The organism is Pyruvatibacter sp., assembly GCF_040219635.1.
Taxonomy (GTDB): domain Bacteria; phylum Pseudomonadota; class Alphaproteobacteria; order CGMCC-115125; family CGMCC-115125; genus Pyruvatibacter.
Genome location: NZ_JAVJSC010000006.1, coordinates 15,402 through 30,738 on the forward strand (window position 1 = coordinate 15,402; position 15,337 = coordinate 30,738).

13 protein-coding genes are annotated in these 15,337 nt (G+C 60.3%); 6 read left to right on the plus strand and 7 right to left on the minus strand.

Annotated elements, in window-relative coordinates:
• Positions 1-32: 32 nt before the first annotated feature.
• Positions 33-1,025 (minus strand): prolyl aminopeptidase, encoded by a 993-nt coding sequence (gene pip, locus RIB87_RS11180; RefSeq protein ID WP_350146613.1) that lies wholly within the window; start codon positions 1,023-1,025, stop codon positions 33-35.
• Positions 1,026-1,737: 712 nt separating this feature from the next.
• Here pip and RIB87_RS11185 point away from each other — a divergent pair.
• Both RIB87_RS11185 and RIB87_RS11190 read left to right on the plus strand, forming a co-directional pair.
• Entirely contained in the window at positions 1,738-3,651 is a 1,914-nt protein-coding gene (locus tag RIB87_RS11185) for a ribonucleoside-diphosphate reductase subunit alpha (RefSeq protein ID WP_350146615.1), read from the plus strand.
• Between the two features lie 37 nt (positions 3,652-3,688).
• On the plus strand, positions 3,689-4,651 hold the full coding sequence (locus RIB87_RS11190; RefSeq protein WP_350146617.1) for a ribonucleotide-diphosphate reductase subunit beta: 963 nt from the start codon (positions 3,689-3,691) through the stop codon (positions 4,649-4,651).
• 65 nt (positions 4,652-4,716) lie between these two features.
• On the opposite strand, the gene RIB87_RS11195 is transcribed toward RIB87_RS11190, so the two are convergent.
• Positions 4,717-5,334, minus strand: a complete 618-nt coding sequence (locus RIB87_RS11195; protein WP_350146619.1) for an NAD(P)H-dependent oxidoreductase — start codon at positions 5,332-5,334, stop codon at positions 4,717-4,719.
• 82 nt (positions 5,335-5,416) lie between these two features.
• On the opposite strand from RIB87_RS11195, the gene RIB87_RS11200 reads away from it, so the two are divergent.
• Positions 5,417-6,016 carry a TetR/AcrR family transcriptional regulator gene (locus RIB87_RS11200; RefSeq protein ID WP_350146621.1) on the plus strand — a complete coding sequence of 200 codons (600 nt, stop codon included), beginning with the start codon at positions 5,417-5,419 and terminating at the stop codon, positions 6,014-6,016.
• A 58-nt stretch (positions 6,017-6,074) separates the two neighbouring features.
• On the opposite strand, the gene RIB87_RS11205 is transcribed toward RIB87_RS11200, so the two are convergent.
• Positions 6,075-6,971, minus strand: coding sequence for a hydrogen peroxide-inducible genes activator (locus RIB87_RS11205; RefSeq protein WP_350146623.1), 897 nt, complete (start codon positions 6,969-6,971; stop codon positions 6,075-6,077).
• 123 nt (positions 6,972-7,094) lie between these two features.
• On the opposite strand from RIB87_RS11205, the gene katG reads away from it, so the two are divergent.
• Positions 7,095-9,344, plus strand: coding sequence for a catalase/peroxidase HPI (katG, locus tag RIB87_RS11210; RefSeq protein WP_350146625.1), 2,250 nt, complete (start codon positions 7,095-7,097; stop codon positions 9,342-9,344).
• 53 nt (positions 9,345-9,397) lie between these two features.
• On the opposite strand, the gene RIB87_RS11215 is transcribed toward katG, so the two are convergent.
• Positions 9,398-10,471 (minus strand): Gfo/Idh/MocA family protein, encoded by a 1,074-nt coding sequence (locus tag RIB87_RS11215; protein ID WP_350146627.1) that lies wholly within the window; start codon positions 10,469-10,471, stop codon positions 9,398-9,400.
• An 84-nt stretch (positions 10,472-10,555) separates the two neighbouring features.
• Between RIB87_RS11215 and RIB87_RS11220 the strand changes: the two genes are divergently transcribed.
• Both RIB87_RS11220 and RIB87_RS11225 read left to right on the plus strand, forming a co-directional pair.
• Positions 10,556-11,476: an aldo/keto reductase gene (locus RIB87_RS11220; protein WP_350146629.1), complete on the plus strand. Its 921-nt coding sequence runs from the start codon at positions 10,556-10,558 to the stop codon at positions 11,474-11,476.
• Between the two features lie 13 nt (positions 11,477-11,489).
• A complete protein-coding gene (locus tag RIB87_RS11225; protein WP_350146631.1) occupies positions 11,490-12,563 on the plus strand; it encodes an LLM class flavin-dependent oxidoreductase in 1,074 nt (357 codons plus the stop codon).
• Here RIB87_RS11225 and RIB87_RS11230 read toward each other — a convergent pair whose 3' ends face one another.
• From RIB87_RS11230 to RIB87_RS11240, 3 genes are read right to left on the minus strand one after another with little or no spacing between them, the layout of a single operon-like run.
• Positions 12,564-13,127, minus strand: a complete 564-nt coding sequence (locus RIB87_RS11230; protein WP_350146633.1) for a cytochrome b — start codon at positions 13,125-13,127, stop codon at positions 12,564-12,566.
• 58 nt (positions 13,128-13,185) lie between these two features.
• A complete protein-coding gene (locus RIB87_RS11235; RefSeq protein ID WP_350146635.1) occupies positions 13,186-13,542 on the minus strand; it encodes a rhodanese-like domain-containing protein in 357 nt (118 codons plus the stop codon).
• 11 nt (positions 13,543-13,553) lie between these two features.
• Positions 13,554-15,311, minus strand: a complete 1,758-nt coding sequence (locus tag RIB87_RS11240) for an N-acyl-D-amino-acid deacylase family protein (RefSeq protein ID WP_350146637.1) — start codon at positions 15,309-15,311, stop codon at positions 13,554-13,556.
• Between the last annotated feature and the right edge of the window lie 26 nt (positions 15,312-15,337).

Here is a 15,337-nt window from a genome sequence, read left to right on the forward strand (position 1 = left end):
TGCCTTACCGGTTTTGTTTGTAAGGCCGTGCCTTACCGGAAACTGTCTGTCGCCGTTACGAACTCATGGATGATGCCTGGCTCCGTCGCCGTATGACCCGCATCGGTGACAATTTTGAGGTCTGCATCCGGCCATGCCTGTTTGAGCGCCCATGCTGTCATAACAGGCGTTACCACGTCGTAACGGCCCTGAACCATGACGCAGGGAATGCCGTGCAGTCTGTGGGCGTTGGCAATGAGCTGATCGTCGCGCTCAAAGAACCCGTGATTTATGAAGTAGTGACACTCGATGCGGGCAAACGCCTCGGCAAAGTCGTCCGCGCCAAAGCGTGCCTCGCGTTCGGGGTCGGGCAGCAGCGACAGTGTTGAGCCTTCCCACGTGCTCCACGCCCGGGCTGCTTCAAGCCGCACGCTTGCGTCGTCACTGGTGAGGCGCGCGTAGTAGGCTGAAATCATGTCGTGACGCTCGTCCGGCGGGATCGGCGCCACATATTTTTCAAATGCTTCGGGAAAAAGCGCGCCGGTGCCGTTTTGGCCCGCAAGGCCCGCGTAAAACCAGTCCAGCTCCACCTTGCGCAGGGTAAAAATGCCGCGCAGCACCATTTGCGTGACCCGGTCCGGGTGCGTTTGCGCATAGGCCAGCGCCAGCGCCGAACCCCATGAGCCGCCCGTCACCTGCCAGCGCTCAATGCCCAGATGCTCCCGCAGCCGCTCAATGTCCGCCACCAGATCCCAGGTGGTGTTGTCGCGCAGCTCCGCGTACGGCGTTGAGCGCCCGCAGCCGCGCTGATCAAACAGAATAATGCGGTAATGGTCCGGGTCATGGCTGCGGCGCATGGTAGGGTTTGAGCCACCGCCGGGTCCGCCATGCAGCACCAGCGCAGGCGTGCCGAGCGGATTGCCGGATTGCTCGTAATAAATCTCGTGCAGATCGCTGACTTTGAGGCGACCGGACGCGTAAGGCTCTATCGGCGGATAGTTGTCACGCCGGGGCGGTGTCTCATACATGCGGCTGCCAAGTGTCATGTGTCTGCGAGGAATATAGGAAACATATAGGAAACAGTGCCCAGTTTTGCACGGTTTTCGCGTCCGGTCTCACCCGCAAGCTGTGGCAGATGACCCGGTGCCGTGGCGGCCTGTGGATAACCCGCCGCCGACTCGCACGTCATGCGTCTCGACAGGTGATTTGCATCGTCAGAATGCGTTTTGGCCTCGCCACACACCCACTATATGTAGTGCTGAGGTCTCAAAGAGCCTGCGTCATGTGGTATGTTGTTAACGAATTGACGGCGCCGCCAAAAAAAGTTTTATCCCCAATTCCCGTTAACCATGCGGCGGAGCGCTGATTTGCCAGCCTGTCAATGGGCTTGTCGGTGTCTTTTTTCGTTAACGTGCTGACACAATCGCTTGACGGTTTCGACCGCGGGGATACTATATCTCGTACTGAAGCCGTGCGGCGCTGCCTCCGGGGTTAACTCCGGGTTTAAGGAGTTGCAGCAGGGGAGGACGACAGTTTTTCCCACGTACGGTCTGTCAGATCGGCCAGAACGGCCGTTTCACAGAGGTTCGGGCGTGTTTTTCGGGGCGGTTTTCCCGAAGCGGGAGAGGTTTGCGTGGCGTTTGCCTGAGTCTTAGGGCGGGCCCCGCGTTTTTTCCCCGGCTTTTTCGCCGGGGGCCACGGATAGGGCGGGCACAGCGCTCGCGTTCGCGGTACCATTGAGGGGGAGCAGAAGAAGTCATGTTTCAGACGCAGGCAGTACAGTTTGAAAAGCGCGGCCGGGTTGAGGTGGATCGTTCACGCGATGCCCTGCTGACGGATTTTGGCCGCGAAACCCTGATCGACCGCTATTTGATGCCCGGTGAGGGGTTTCAGGACCTGTTCGCGCGCGTTGCCTCGTTTTATGGCGACGACGACGCCCACGCCCAGCGCATTTACGATTACATTTCCAATCTGTGGTTCATGCCCGCAACGCCGGTGCTCTCCAACGGCGGCACCGAGCGCGGCCTACCGATTTCGTGCTTTTTGAACGAAGCCAATGACAGCCTCGACGGCATTGTCGGCCTGTGGAACGAAAATGTGTGGCTGGCGGCCAAGGGCGGCGGCATCGGCTCCTACTGGGGCAATCTGCGCTCCATCGGTGAGACGGTCGGCGGCGTTGGCAAGACATCCGGCATCATCCCGTTCATTCGGGTGATGGATTCGCTCACGCTGGCCATTTCGCAGGGGTCTTTGCGTCGCGGGTCGGCGGCTGTGTATCTCGACATCAACCACCCGGAAATCGAAGAGTTCATCGAGCTGCGTCGTCCCACCGGCGGTGACCCCAACCGCAAGACGCCCAACCTGCACCACGGCGTTGTCATTTCCGACAAGTTCATGCGCGCTGTTGAGCAGGACGAGGAATGGGCGTTGCTGAGCCCGAAAGACGGTGCGGTCATCCGCTCGATCGGCGCGCGCGATCTGTGGATCCGTCTGCTGATGGCCCGCATTGAAACCGGCGAGCCCTACATGATCTTTGGCGATCACGTGAATGACGCAATTCCTGAGCATCACAAGCTGGCCGGCCTCAACGTCAAGATGTCCAACCTGTGCTCGGAAATCACCCTGCCCACCGGCATTGATCATCTGGGCGAGGAGCGCACGGCTGTGTGCTGTCTGTCGTCGGTCAACGCCGAAAAATACGACGAATGGGTGAACGAGGAGATGTTCCTCGAAGACATCATGCGCTTCCTCGACAATGTGTTGCAGGACTTCATCGACCGTGCGCCCGACGCCATGTCGCGCGCCCGCTATGCCGCCCAGCGCGAACGCTCCGTTGGCCTTGGCGTCATGGGCCTGCACTCGTTCTTCCAGGCCAAGATGATCCCGTTTGAAAGCGTGATGGCGAAGGTCTGGAACAAGAAGATTTTCAAGCACATTGATGAAGGTGTGTCGGCAGCCTCCGTCAAGCTGGCGCATGAGCGCGGGCCGTGCCCGGATGCGGCTGACTACGGCATCATGGAGCGGTTCTCCAACAAGACCGCGGTTGCGCCCACGGCCTCCATCTCCATCATCTGCGGTGGCACGTCGGCGGGCATTGAGCCGTTTGCCGCCAACGCCTACACCCACAAGACCCTGTCGGGGTCATTCAGTGTGCGGAACAAATATCTCAAGCAGCTGCTGGCTGAAAAAGGCCGTGACGATGCTGACACATGGTCGTCCATCACCATCAATGGCGGCTCGGTGCAGCACCTTGATTGCCTGACGCAGGACGAAAAGGACGTGTTCAAGACAGCGTTCGAACTCGACCAGCGCTGGGTTGTGGAGCACGCGGGCGACCGCTCGGAATATATCGACCAGTCACAGTCGGTGAATGTGTTCCTGCCCGCAGACGTGCACAAGCGCGACCTGCACCAGATCCACATGCTGGCGTGGAAGCGCGGCGTGAAATCGCTCTACTATTGTCGCTCGCTGTCGATCCAGCGCGCCGAAAAGAAAGAGGAAGCCCCCCTCGTCACGGCAACCCCGGACGTGGCCAAGCTGCCCCTGCGCCAACTCGACGACCTGCCGCTTGCAGCCGCCGCTGAAAGCGCCGCCAAGGCGGCCACCCAGCCTGGCGTGGCTATCAACCCTGCTGAAACCAACGATTACGACGAGTGCCTCGCCTGCCAGTAGGCGGGCAAAACACTTGCGTCCAGAAAAGACGATACACATGACCCTTCTCGACGAACGCCTCACCTACAAGCCCTTCCGTTATCCGTGGGCCTATGAAGCCTGGCTCACCCAGCAGCGCATTCACTGGCTGCCGGAAGAAGTGCCGATGGCCGAAGACGTCAAGGACTGGCACCACAAGCTGGACGACAAGGAGCGCAATCTGCTGACGCAGATTTTCCGCTTCTTCGTGCAGGCCGATGTGGAAGTGAACAACTGCTACATGAAAAACTACATGGGTGTGTTCAAGCCCACGGAAGTTTTGATGATGCTGTCGGCGTTCTCCAACATGGAAACCATCCATGTGGCCGCCTATTCCCACCTGCTCGATACACTGGGAATGCCGGAAGTCGAATACGAAGCCTTCCTCAAATACGCCGAGATGAAGGACAAATACGACTTCATGCAGGAGTGGGGCACGGAAACAAAATCAGACGTCGCCAAGACGCTGGCGGTGTTCGGCGGCTTCACCGAAGGCGTGCAGCTATTTGCATCGTTCGCCGTGCTGATGAACTTCCCGCGCTTCAACAAGATGAAAGGCATGGGCCAGATCGTCACGTGGTCAGCCCGCGATGAGAGCCTGCACTGCAACTCCATCCTGCGCCTGTTCCGCACCTGGGTTGATGAGTTCCCGGAGTGCTGGGACGAGCAGACCCAGCGCGATGTGTACAAGGCGTGTGAAACCATCATCCACCATGAAGACGCCTTCATCGATCTGGCGTTCGAAATGGGCGGCGTCGAAGGCCTCGATGCGCAGGGCGTGAAGGATTACATCCGCTACATCGCCGACCGGCGTCTGGGACAGATCCGCCTGCAACCCATCTACGGCATCGACAAAAACCCGCTGCCCTGGATGGACGAAATGCTCAACGGCATTGAGCACACCAACTTCTTCGAAAACCGCGCCACGGAATATTCCAAGGCCTCCACGCGCGGTAGCTGGGAAGACGCCTTCGCGGACTAGGCCTAGCTCTCAAAAACAAAACCATGAAGAACCCGGCCGGTGCATCACCGAGCCGGGTTTTCCATTTATGCCGCCAGTTTGCCCAGCCGCTCCGCCTTGCCGATCCAGCGGCTGATCTTTTTATCGCTGGCGAGTTTCACTGAGCCGAACTGCACCACGTTCTTTGATTTGATGCCGCAGAAATCCAGTACCTGGTTCTTGATGACCCGGCGACCGGGGCTGCGATAGAGCAGGGTGTCGAGAAGGGGCGGGGTGTCGGAGGTGATGATGGCATCTGCCGTCTTGCCCGCCAGCAGCTTGTCCCATTTGACGCCGCGCTGGTGATATTTGAACGCAAAGCCTGGTGTCAGCGCGCGGTCGAGCACGGCCTTGGCCTTGGTCGGCATCGCGCCCCACCAGTAGGGGTGCACGATCATCACGTGATCTGCCCAGCGCATGTTGGACTGCCACTGCATCAGGTCAGGCTCCAGCGCACCGTTGGCGTCGGACTTCTTGCCATCCGCATACGGATCTTTGTAGCCCTCAAAGTTGAGGTCAAAGCTCATGTCACTCAGGTTCATCCGGCGGACCTGCGCGCCCTGGGCAATGGCCCCGGCTTCATAGGAGTCCGCAAGGGCGCCGCACAAAGATGTGGCTTTGGGGTGCGCGACCCAGACAAAAATCTTCTTTGCTGATGCAGTCATGGCTACGGCCTTTCGTGGTAAGGTTGGCGTGCTTGACACCGCGTCAAGTTGACATGCTGACAAGTAGGCGGTACTTGACACTATGTCAAGTGATCCATCCGAAACAAAAACCAGGATTCTGTCCGCCGCCCTTTCCCTGCTGGAAGGCGGGGATGTGTCAATCCGCATGGCTGACGTTGCCAGGGCAGCAGGCATCAGCCGACAGGCGCTGTATCTGCATTACCCAAACCGGGCTGATCTGTTGATCGCAACCGCCAAATATATCGAGGATGTGGAGGGCATGGACGCGCGCCTTGCACCAAGCCGTGCTGCCACATCAGGGCTGGTGCGCCTTGATGCCTACATAGATGCCTGGGCCGGGTGGCTGCCGGTCATCCACGGCACCGCTGCAGCGCTTTTGGCCATGTTGCCCACCGACGAAGCCGCCGCAGCCGCGTGGAGCGACCGTATGCGCGCCCACCGCGAAGGCTGCGAGGCGGCCGTAAAGGCATTGGCAAAAGACGGCAACCTGACGCCCGATTATTCGGTGCGGCAGGCAACGGATGTTCTTTGGACGCTGCTCTCGATGCACAACTGGGAAACCCTGACCCAAAAATGCGGCTGGTCGCACAAGCGCTATGTCACCGCAACCAAGGACATGGCCCGTATCCTGCTGACCCATGGCGCGCCCTCCAGCGTGTGAGGCGCAGTGTGGCGGCCCATGTCAGACAAGCCATAATGACCTGCAGCGGTGCCGGGCTTCAGGCGGGTGTTTTTCGCCGCACATCCTTGATCAGCGTTGCCAGTGCCTCAAAGTCAGCTTTGAGGGGTGATGCCTTGCGAAACGCCAGGCCGATTGTCCGCGAAGGTTCAGGCGCCTGAAACGGCTGCACACGCACGTCGTTGCGCGAGGCTTCAACGGCCACACTCATTTCAGGCAGCAGGGTCTGTCCCATGCCAGCGGCCACCATCTGCACCAGCGTGGAGAGGCTGGACGCACCAAACGAGTCCGCGTTGTCGATGCTGCGCAGGGAGCAGAAGTTCAGTGCCTGTTCGCGCAGACAGTGACCTTCCTCAAGCAGCAGCAGCGGCGCAGCCTCAAGGTCATCCAAGGTTGCTTTGCGGCGGCCGGGCTTTGAACCGCCTTTGGGCGTCGCCAATAAGAACCGGTCCCCGAACAGTTCAATGGTGTCCAGGCCGGGGGCATCCACCGGCAGGGCGAGCAGCGCCACGTCCAGTGTGCCGTCATCCAGTTGTGCCAGCAGATAATCCGTCAGCGTCTCGCGAATGCGCAACTCAAGCTGCGGGTAGTGTGCCTGCACCTGCGCCAGAACCGCCGGCAGAATGTATGGGCCGATGGACGGAATGACCCCTAACCGCATTTTGCCTGTCAAAGGCGCACGCCGGGTCGCCGCGAACTCCGTCAGCCCGTTGATCTGGTCAAGAATGTGCGCCGTGCGGGCGGCAACCTGGGTGCCTGCGTCCGTCAGCCGGATGGTGCGTCCGCGCTCCACCAGCACCACGCCCAGTTCGCGTTCCAGTTCCTGTATCTGCATGGAAAGAGCCGGCTGCGTGATCGCCCGCTCCTCGGCCGCCCGGCCAAAATGCTTAAGCCGGGCCACCGCATCAAAATACATGAGTTGCTTGGTCGAAATCATATTAGATAAGATATTCTTATTGAAAAGAGAAGTAAATACGATTGGAGCTTATTTATCTACTCGCTACACTGGCGGCATCGGTCATCTGCACGATGGCCCCATCTGTTTGGAGGAGACACTCTTATGAGCGACACCACAGCACCCGCATCCGGCTGCCCCTTTTCCGGCGGCGCCGTCATTTCAAATATCAACAGTTCCGCAGGGGCACGCGGCAACGGCGACTGGTGGCCCAACCAGTTGAACCTCAAAATCCTGCACCAGCATTCCGCCAAGTCAGACCCGATGGATCCGGACTTCGACTATGCTGCCGCCTTCAAAGCGCTGGATCTGGATGCGGTGAAGCAGGACATTTTTGACCTGATGAAAACCTCCCAGGACTGGTGGCCTGCTGATTATGGCCACTACGGACCGCTGTTCATCCGCATGGCGTGGCACTCAGCCGGCACCTATCGCATTGGCGATGGGCGCGGCGGCGCGGGCACCGGCACCCAGCGGTTTGCCCCGCTCAACAGCTGGCCCGACAACGGCAATCTTGATAAGGCGCGCATGTTGCTGTGGCCGATCAAACAGAAATACGGCAAGGCGCTGTCCTGGGCGGACCTGATGATTCTGGCGGGCAACTGCGCCATTGAAGACATGGGGCTGAAGCCTTTCGGCTTTGCCGGTGGCCGTGTTGACGTGTGGGAACCCGAAGAGGACATCTACTGGGGCTCCGAAGACACATGGCTCGGCGATGAGCGCTACAAGGGCGACCGCGAACTCGACAACCCTCTGGCCGCCGTGCAGATGGGCCTCATCTATGTGAATCCTGAAGGCCCCAACGGCACGCCGGACCCGATCGCATCAGGCCGTGACATCCGCGAGACGTTTGCGCGCATGGCCATGAACGATGAGGAGACCGTGGCGCTTGTGGCAGGCGGTCACACCTTCGGCAAGGCGCACGGCGCAGGCGATGCGGCGCTCGTTGGCCCTGAGCCGGAAGGTGCGCCCATTGAGGCACAGGGCCAGGGCTGGCTTTCAACCCACAAGAGCGGCAAGGGCGTCGATACCATTACCAGCGGCATTGAAGGCGCATGGACGCCGACGCCCACTACCTGGGACATGAGCTACTTTGACGTGCTGTTCGGCTATGAGTGGGAACTCACCAAGAGCCCCGCAGGTGCCAACCAGTGGGCGGCCAAAGACCTGGCTGAGAAGGACCACGCCCCTGAGGTGGATGGCTCCGGCAAAAAAGTGCGCCTGATGATGACCACGGCCGACATGGCTATGCGCATGGACCCGGCATATGAAAAAATCTCCCGCCGGTTCCACGCCAACCCGGATGAGTTTGCGGATGCGTTCGCACGCGCCTGGTTCAAGCTCACCCACCGCGACATGGGGCCAAAGGCGCGCTATCTGGGCAAGGATGTGCCTGCCGAAGACCTGCTGTGGCAGGACCCCGTGCCGCCGGTTACCCATGCGCTGGTTGACGCGCAGGACATTGCCGACCTCAAGGCGAAAATCCTCGCCTCAGGCCTCACGGTGTCGCAACTGGTCTCCACCGCCTGGGCCTCTGCCTCCACCTTCCGTGGGTCAGATATGCGCGGCGGTGCCAACGGTGCGCGCATTCGTCTGGCCCCGCAAAAAGACTGGGAGGTAAACCGGCCCACGCAGCTTGCGCAGGTTCTGCAGACTCTCGAAGGCATTCAGCAGGCTTTCAACAAGGCCAGCGCGGGCGGCAAGCTGCTTAAGGCATTCAGCAAATCGAGCGCAAAGCAGGTGTCTTTGGCAGACCTGATCGTGCTGGGTGGCTGTGCAGCCATCGAGAAGGCGGCAAAGGATGCGGGCCATACCGTAACCGTGCCATTCACGCCGGGCCGCACTGACGCGACGCAGGAACAAACGGATGTTGAGTCATTTTCCGTGCTTGAGCCCGCCGCTGACGGGTTCCGCAATTATCTCAGGGGCAAATACAGCGTATCGGCGGAAGAACTGTTGGTGGACCGCGCCCAGCTCATGACGCTGACAGCCCCTGAAATGACCGTCCTCATAGGCGGTATGCGGGTGCTGGGCACAAATGCCGACGGCTCACACCACGGTGTGCTCACAGGCACGCCCGGCACACTGACGAATGACTTTTTCGTCAACCTGCTCGACATGGGCACAACCTGGGCGGCGACATCAGACGACGACGCGGTGTTTGAAGGCCGCGACCGCGCGACGGGCACGGTGAAATGGACAGGCACCCGCGCGGACCTCATCTTCGGCTCCAACTCGCAGTTGCGTGCGTTGGCTGAGGTTTATGCAACCGACGATGCCGGCGAGAAGTTTGTCACTGACTTTGTGGCCGCATGGACCAAGGTCATGGAGCTGGATCGCTTCGACCTCGCCTAGAGCGGCATGTACAAAACGACAGTGAGGGCGGGTCGAAAGGCCCGCCCTTTTTTCTATAAACCGAACTCAGCCATATCCACCACGCGCTTTTCATCAATCGCACGGTGCGCCGCCAGTCCCATGGCGACGGACCGCAGTCCGTCGTCAACCGTTACCAGTGGCGGGGTTTGCGCCCTGATGGCATCCTGAAACGCCAGGTGCTGGTAATAGGACGCCCCATGATGATGGCCTGCATCAAGTACGCGCTGGTCAACATCAATCTTTGTACGGATTGTTTCATTGCCGGTGTTGAGCGTATGCGCCAGTTCGCTTTGCGGAATCAGCACTTCAAGCGCGCCTTTGGTGCCGGTTACCGTCAGGTGTTCGCGCTGCTCAAGCGCTGTCACGAACATGCATAGTTCGTGACAGGCCCGCACGCCGTTATCAAACTCAACAATCACGAAGGCGTTGTCCATGATGTCCGGCATTTCGCCGTCATAGCGCTCATCAAAATGGTTCACGTCATGGCCGCCGGATGCCATCACCCGGCGCGGCTCAGAGCCGATGATGTGACGCATCAGATCAAAGAAGTGACAGCTTTTTTCCACCAGCGTGCCGCCTGAGTTGCGGTTGAAGCGGTTCCAGTCGCCGATCTTTTGCAGGAAGGGAAACCGATGCTCGCGGATGGTGAGCATTTTCACGTCACCCGCAGCGCCGGCGCGTACCTGTTCCACAAAGCGCGTCACCGGCGGCATCCACCTGTATTCAAGCCCCATCCACACCACGCCGGGGTAGCTGCGCGTTGCAGCCTTCACCCATTGGCAATCTTCGAAAGTGGTGCACAGGGGCTTTTCAATCAGCACATGTTTGCCGGTGGCAAACACATCTTCCAGCACCGCGCGGTGGGTGTGATTGGGGGTGGCGATAATGACGGCGTCAAACGTGTCAGCGGCCGCCAGCATTTCGTGGTAGTCCGCATAAAGCGCAATCGGCGCATCGCCCATGGTGAGCCTGGCCCAGTCGCGCGAACCTTCGTGCGGGTCGGCGGCGGCCACCACCTGCGCGCCGTCAATAATCGCAATATTGCGGATGTGCTCATTGCCCATCATGCCCGCGCCAATAATCGCGTAGCGTAGTGTGTCGCCCATACCGTCGCACTCCAGCCTGTGTTAAGGGAGCAGTCTTACGCGACCAGCCAGAGCGAATGCCAGAGGAAATACCAGAGGAAATAAATGTCTGATCTCGTCATTGCAAAAGGCCCCCGCCGGTTGGGCCAAAGCGACCTGCATGTCGCCCCCATTGCCTATGGCATGTGGCGCTACGCGGGCACGGATGTGCCCACGGCCGCCGCAAAGGCGCAGGCCGCTCTTGATGCAGGCATGACGTTGTTTGATACAGCCGACGTCTATGGTCTGGACAGCGACATGCATTTTGGTGCCGCCGAAGAGCTGCTGGGCGAGGTTCTGGCGGCCACGCCCGGCCTGCGGCACAAAATCGTGCTGGCCAGCAAGGGCGGCATCATTCCCGGCACGCCGTATGAGAGCAGCGCGGACTATCTGCGTGCTGCCTGCGAAGCGTCACTCACCCGGCTCAAAACAGATGTCATCGACCTTTATCAGGTGCACCGGCCCGATGTGCTGACACACCCCGCCGAACTTGCCGATACGCTGATGGCCCTGCGCACGGAGGGCAAGATCCGCGAGTTCGGTCTGTCCAATGTCACAGCGTCGCAGATTGCCGCCCTTCAGGCCCATCTCGATCACCCTCTGGCGACGCAGCAGCCGGAGCTTTCAGCCATCGCCATTGAGCCGGTTTCAAATGGTGTGCTGGACGCATGTATGGCAACCGCCATGACGCCGCTGGCGTGGAGCCCGCTTGCCGGGGGCCGCCTGATGCTGGATGCGGGGGAGGCTTCCACCACGCAACTGGCCGATGTCATCACGGCGCTCAACAAGATCGCCCGCACCCATGCCACCACCCGCACCGCCGCAGCGCTTGCCTTCGTGCTGGCCCATCCGTCAGCCCCTATCCCCATCATCGGCAGCCAAACACCCGCGCGCGTTGCGGAGGCCATGAGCGCACTGGACATCACGCTCAGCCGCACTGAGTGGTATTCCGTTTACGAGGCGGCCCTCGGCCAGCCGCTTCCTTAAGAGGCCCCACGCCATGACCACACCCGTTGAAATCTCCTGGTTCTCGGCCCTGTGTGACGACGATGCCGAGTTTCTGGGCACGCAGGATCCGGCCTTTCTCTCCACGTTCGAGCACTGCAAAAAAATTGTCGATGCGGCGCAGGCGGGCGGCTTCGACAACATTTTGCTGCCGTCCGGCTTTTCGCTGGGCATTGACCCTGTGGCCTTTGCGGCGGGCGTGGCGCCAACTGTTAAAAACATGCGGCTGTTGCTCGCAGTCCGCTGCGGTGAAATGTGGCCGCCACAACTTGCCCGGCAGATCGCCACGCTGGACCAAATGCTCGGCGGCCGCCTGACAGTCAACATCATTTCTTCCGACATGCCCGGCCAGACGATGGACTCAGCCCCGCGCTATGGACGCACGCTGGAAGCCATGGAGATCGTCCGTACACTGCTTGATGGCAAGTCCGTGGACATTGATGGCGAACACTACCAGATGCAGCTTGACCCCATGCGTATCGGCACGGTGTCCGGCAAATGCCCGCCGTTCTACTTTGGCGGCATGTCACCCGCAGCGCGCGAAGTTGCCGCCAAGGGCGCTGACGTGTTCCTCATGTGGCCCGACACCAAAGACAAGGTGCAGGATCTGCTTGACGATATGCGCAAGCGCGCCGCCGCCCATGGCCGCGAACTCAAATTCGGCTACCGCGTGCATGTCATTGTCCGCGAAACCGAAGAAGAGGCGCGCGCCCATGCCCGCCATATCATGTCGAAACTTGATGTGGAGGAAGGTGAAAAGCTGCGCGCCCGCGCGCTGGACGCCACATCCGAAGGCGTGCGCCGTCAGGCCATGATGCGCGACGGTGCCGACGACGAAGGCTTTGCGGAAGAAAACCTGTGGACGGGCATCGGCAAGGCCCGCTCCGGCTGCGGTGCTGCTATTGTCGGCAACCCGGATCAGGTAGCTGCCAAACTTGAGATGTACCGCGAGATGGGCTTTTCAGCGTTCATTCTCTCCGGCTACCCGCACGCCAAAGAGGCCGAGTATTTTTCCCGGCTGGTGCTGCCTAAGATCAGCCACGGCCCGCTGGTGGATGTGCGCAGTTGATTAAACCCGGCCAAATGGCAGCATACGCTGAAAGACCTTGTCCCGGTCAATGAGCCAGTGCTTCATGGCGGCGGCCACATGCACAATGATGAGCGCGGACAGCGCCAGCCCGCCGATGCCGTGCAAGGCATGAAAAACCTGCGTTACGGCTGCATCTGATGGTGCGAGGCCCGTCAGATTGAACAGGCCGTATGGCACGATGTTCCCGTCAACATAGGTCAGCCCGTGGACGATGCCGATGATCGGCTGATAGATCAGCAGCGCATACAGTCCGTACACGTTCCATCTGGAGGCTGTCTTTTGCCACTCCGGCATGGTGGCCGGGTAGGCGGGTGGCGTGTGGGTGCGCCGGTACCGGATGCGGTACAGCGTCAGCGCCAGCACCAAAATGCCGTTGCCGGAGTGAATCATCAGGGTCTGCAGGCGCTCGTCCAGCGGCATGCCTTCAAAACCGGGTGGAATGACGCCGAATGAAAACAGGATGGCGACAAGCACCAGCAGGGCCGTGATCCAGTGCAGCGTCTTTGCTGTACCGCTGAACTTTTCGGGTGGTGCGCCGGTCATGTTGGTGTTCTCCCAGGTGCCTTCCGGCTTTGCGGATGGTTGCGCGTATGTGTGCTGGCTAACTTCTGAGCGTTGGCTGCCCCGTCTCAGGGTCCGTCACGATCAGTGGCAGTCCCGCCTGTTTCCATGCGCCAAGGCCGCCGGCCATATGAGTTGCTTCGGCAGCGCCGCCTTCAAAGCATTTTTGTGCGGCCATGGCTGAGCGTTTGCCGACACCACAATGCAGGATGATCTCCTTGCCGCCGGTCGGCAGGGCAAAGGCATCAAACGTCGACAGCGGAAAGTTCAGCGCTCCGGGAATGCGCTCGCCGCCATATTCTTTGGGCTCACGCACATCAATCACCACCACGTCGCCCGCATCCATGCGCGCTTTGACGTCTGCGGGGGATAGCTCGTGCAGAGTTTTATCAGTCATAGTCGGTTTCCTTATTCAGCCGCTGCCTGCACGCCCGCGGCCGCAGGGCGTGCCTGGCTGCCGCGAATGAGCTTGCCGCCCAAGGCACCTGTCGGCTCGCCTTCGCGGAAAGCCACAACGCCAGAGACAATAGTAGCGGTGTAGCCGCGCGTCTTTTGCACAAAGCGCTTGCCGCCAGCAGGCAGGTCATACACGATTTCAGGGCGGCTCATTGTGAGGTTTTCAAAGTCGATGACGTTCACGTCCGCCTTCATGCCCGGTGCCAGCACACCCCGGTCATACAGACCCACAAGTTCAGCGGTGCGTTTTGTCTGTCCACTGATGATCCACTCCAGCGGCAGCTTTTCACCGCGTGTGCGGTCGCGGCCCCAGTGGGTGAGCAATGTGGTGGGAAAACTCGAATCGCAGATGATGCCCACATGCGCTCCGCCGTCGCTCAGGCCAAAGGCCGTATTGGGGTGCTTGAGCATCTGCTCGACAAATGACAGATCGCCCGGCAGGTAGTTCATCAAAGGGAAATAGATCAGCGCCTTGCCGTCATCTTCCGCCATCCAGTCCAGCAATACCTCGCGCGGGTCACGGCCTTCGCGTTCGGCATGGGCGGCCACGCTGTCCTCAGGGGCCGGTTCATAGTCGGGCGGGCTGCCCAGCCTGAACATCTTGTGGAACCACGAGAACAACTGGGTGGAAATCTCGCCTTCCTTGTATTCGACATTTTCTGCGAGCAGTCGGGCGCGGAAATCAGGGTCATTAAGGGCAGCCACCTGCGCATCAAGCGTACGCGGCATGATTTCGTGGAAGGTGGAATACAGCAAGAACGGGTTGATCGAGGCCGTCAGCCCCATCACCACGCCGGTGGCACGTGGCGGTACCTGCCCGCGCATGGGCAGGCCGTCGTTGTTGGCTTCGGCAATCTTGTCCAGCACCTGGTGCCAGATATCCGGGTGTCGGTCGTCCTGCTCGATGGTGAGCGACAGTGGCCTGCCGGACACTTCAACGACCTTGCGCAGCAAATCGAACTCCCAGTCGATGTCGCGGAAATCCGCAATCAACTGAAAGACGCCCTTGCCCTCGCCGTTGCCCGCGCGCTTCATCGCTTCGGCAATGCCGGTAAGCTCCATCTCTTCGGCTTTGTAGGTGGGCGTATGCTCGCCATCCTTGTCGCGGTGCTTTTCCGTGCGCGATGTTGTCACGCCCAGCGCGCCCGCGTTGAGTGCGTCTTCCACCAGCGTCGCCATCTTGTCGGTGTCTTCACGGGTTGCAGGCTCAAGCCGCGCGCCGCGTTCACCCATCACATAGGCGCGCAACGCGCCGTGGGGCAGTTGCAGGCCCACATCAATGGCCAGCGGTGAGGCTTCCACTGCATCCATGTATTCGGGAAAACTCTCCCAGTTCCACTTGATGCCCTCAAAAAGCGCCGTACCCGGAATATCTTCCACGCCTTCCATCAGGCCAATGAGCCAGTGGTGACGATCAGGCGCGCAGGGCGCAAAGCCCACACCGCAATTGCCCATCACAGCGGTTGTCACGCCGTGAAATGTCGAGGGCTGCAAATAGGGGTCCCAGGTGACCTGACCGTCATAGTGGGTGTGCGGATCAACAAAGCCCGGCGTCACGATCTGCCCTGCGGCGTCAATCTCCTCACGGCCCGCGGCGCTAACCGTGCCAACCGCGGAAATCACGCCGCCATCTATTGCCACGTCAGCTTCGTAGGGTTTGCCGCCCAACCCGTCATAAACCAGGCCGTTCCGGATCACGAGATCATGCATCGGGGTCTCCTCCACACAGGCGTATA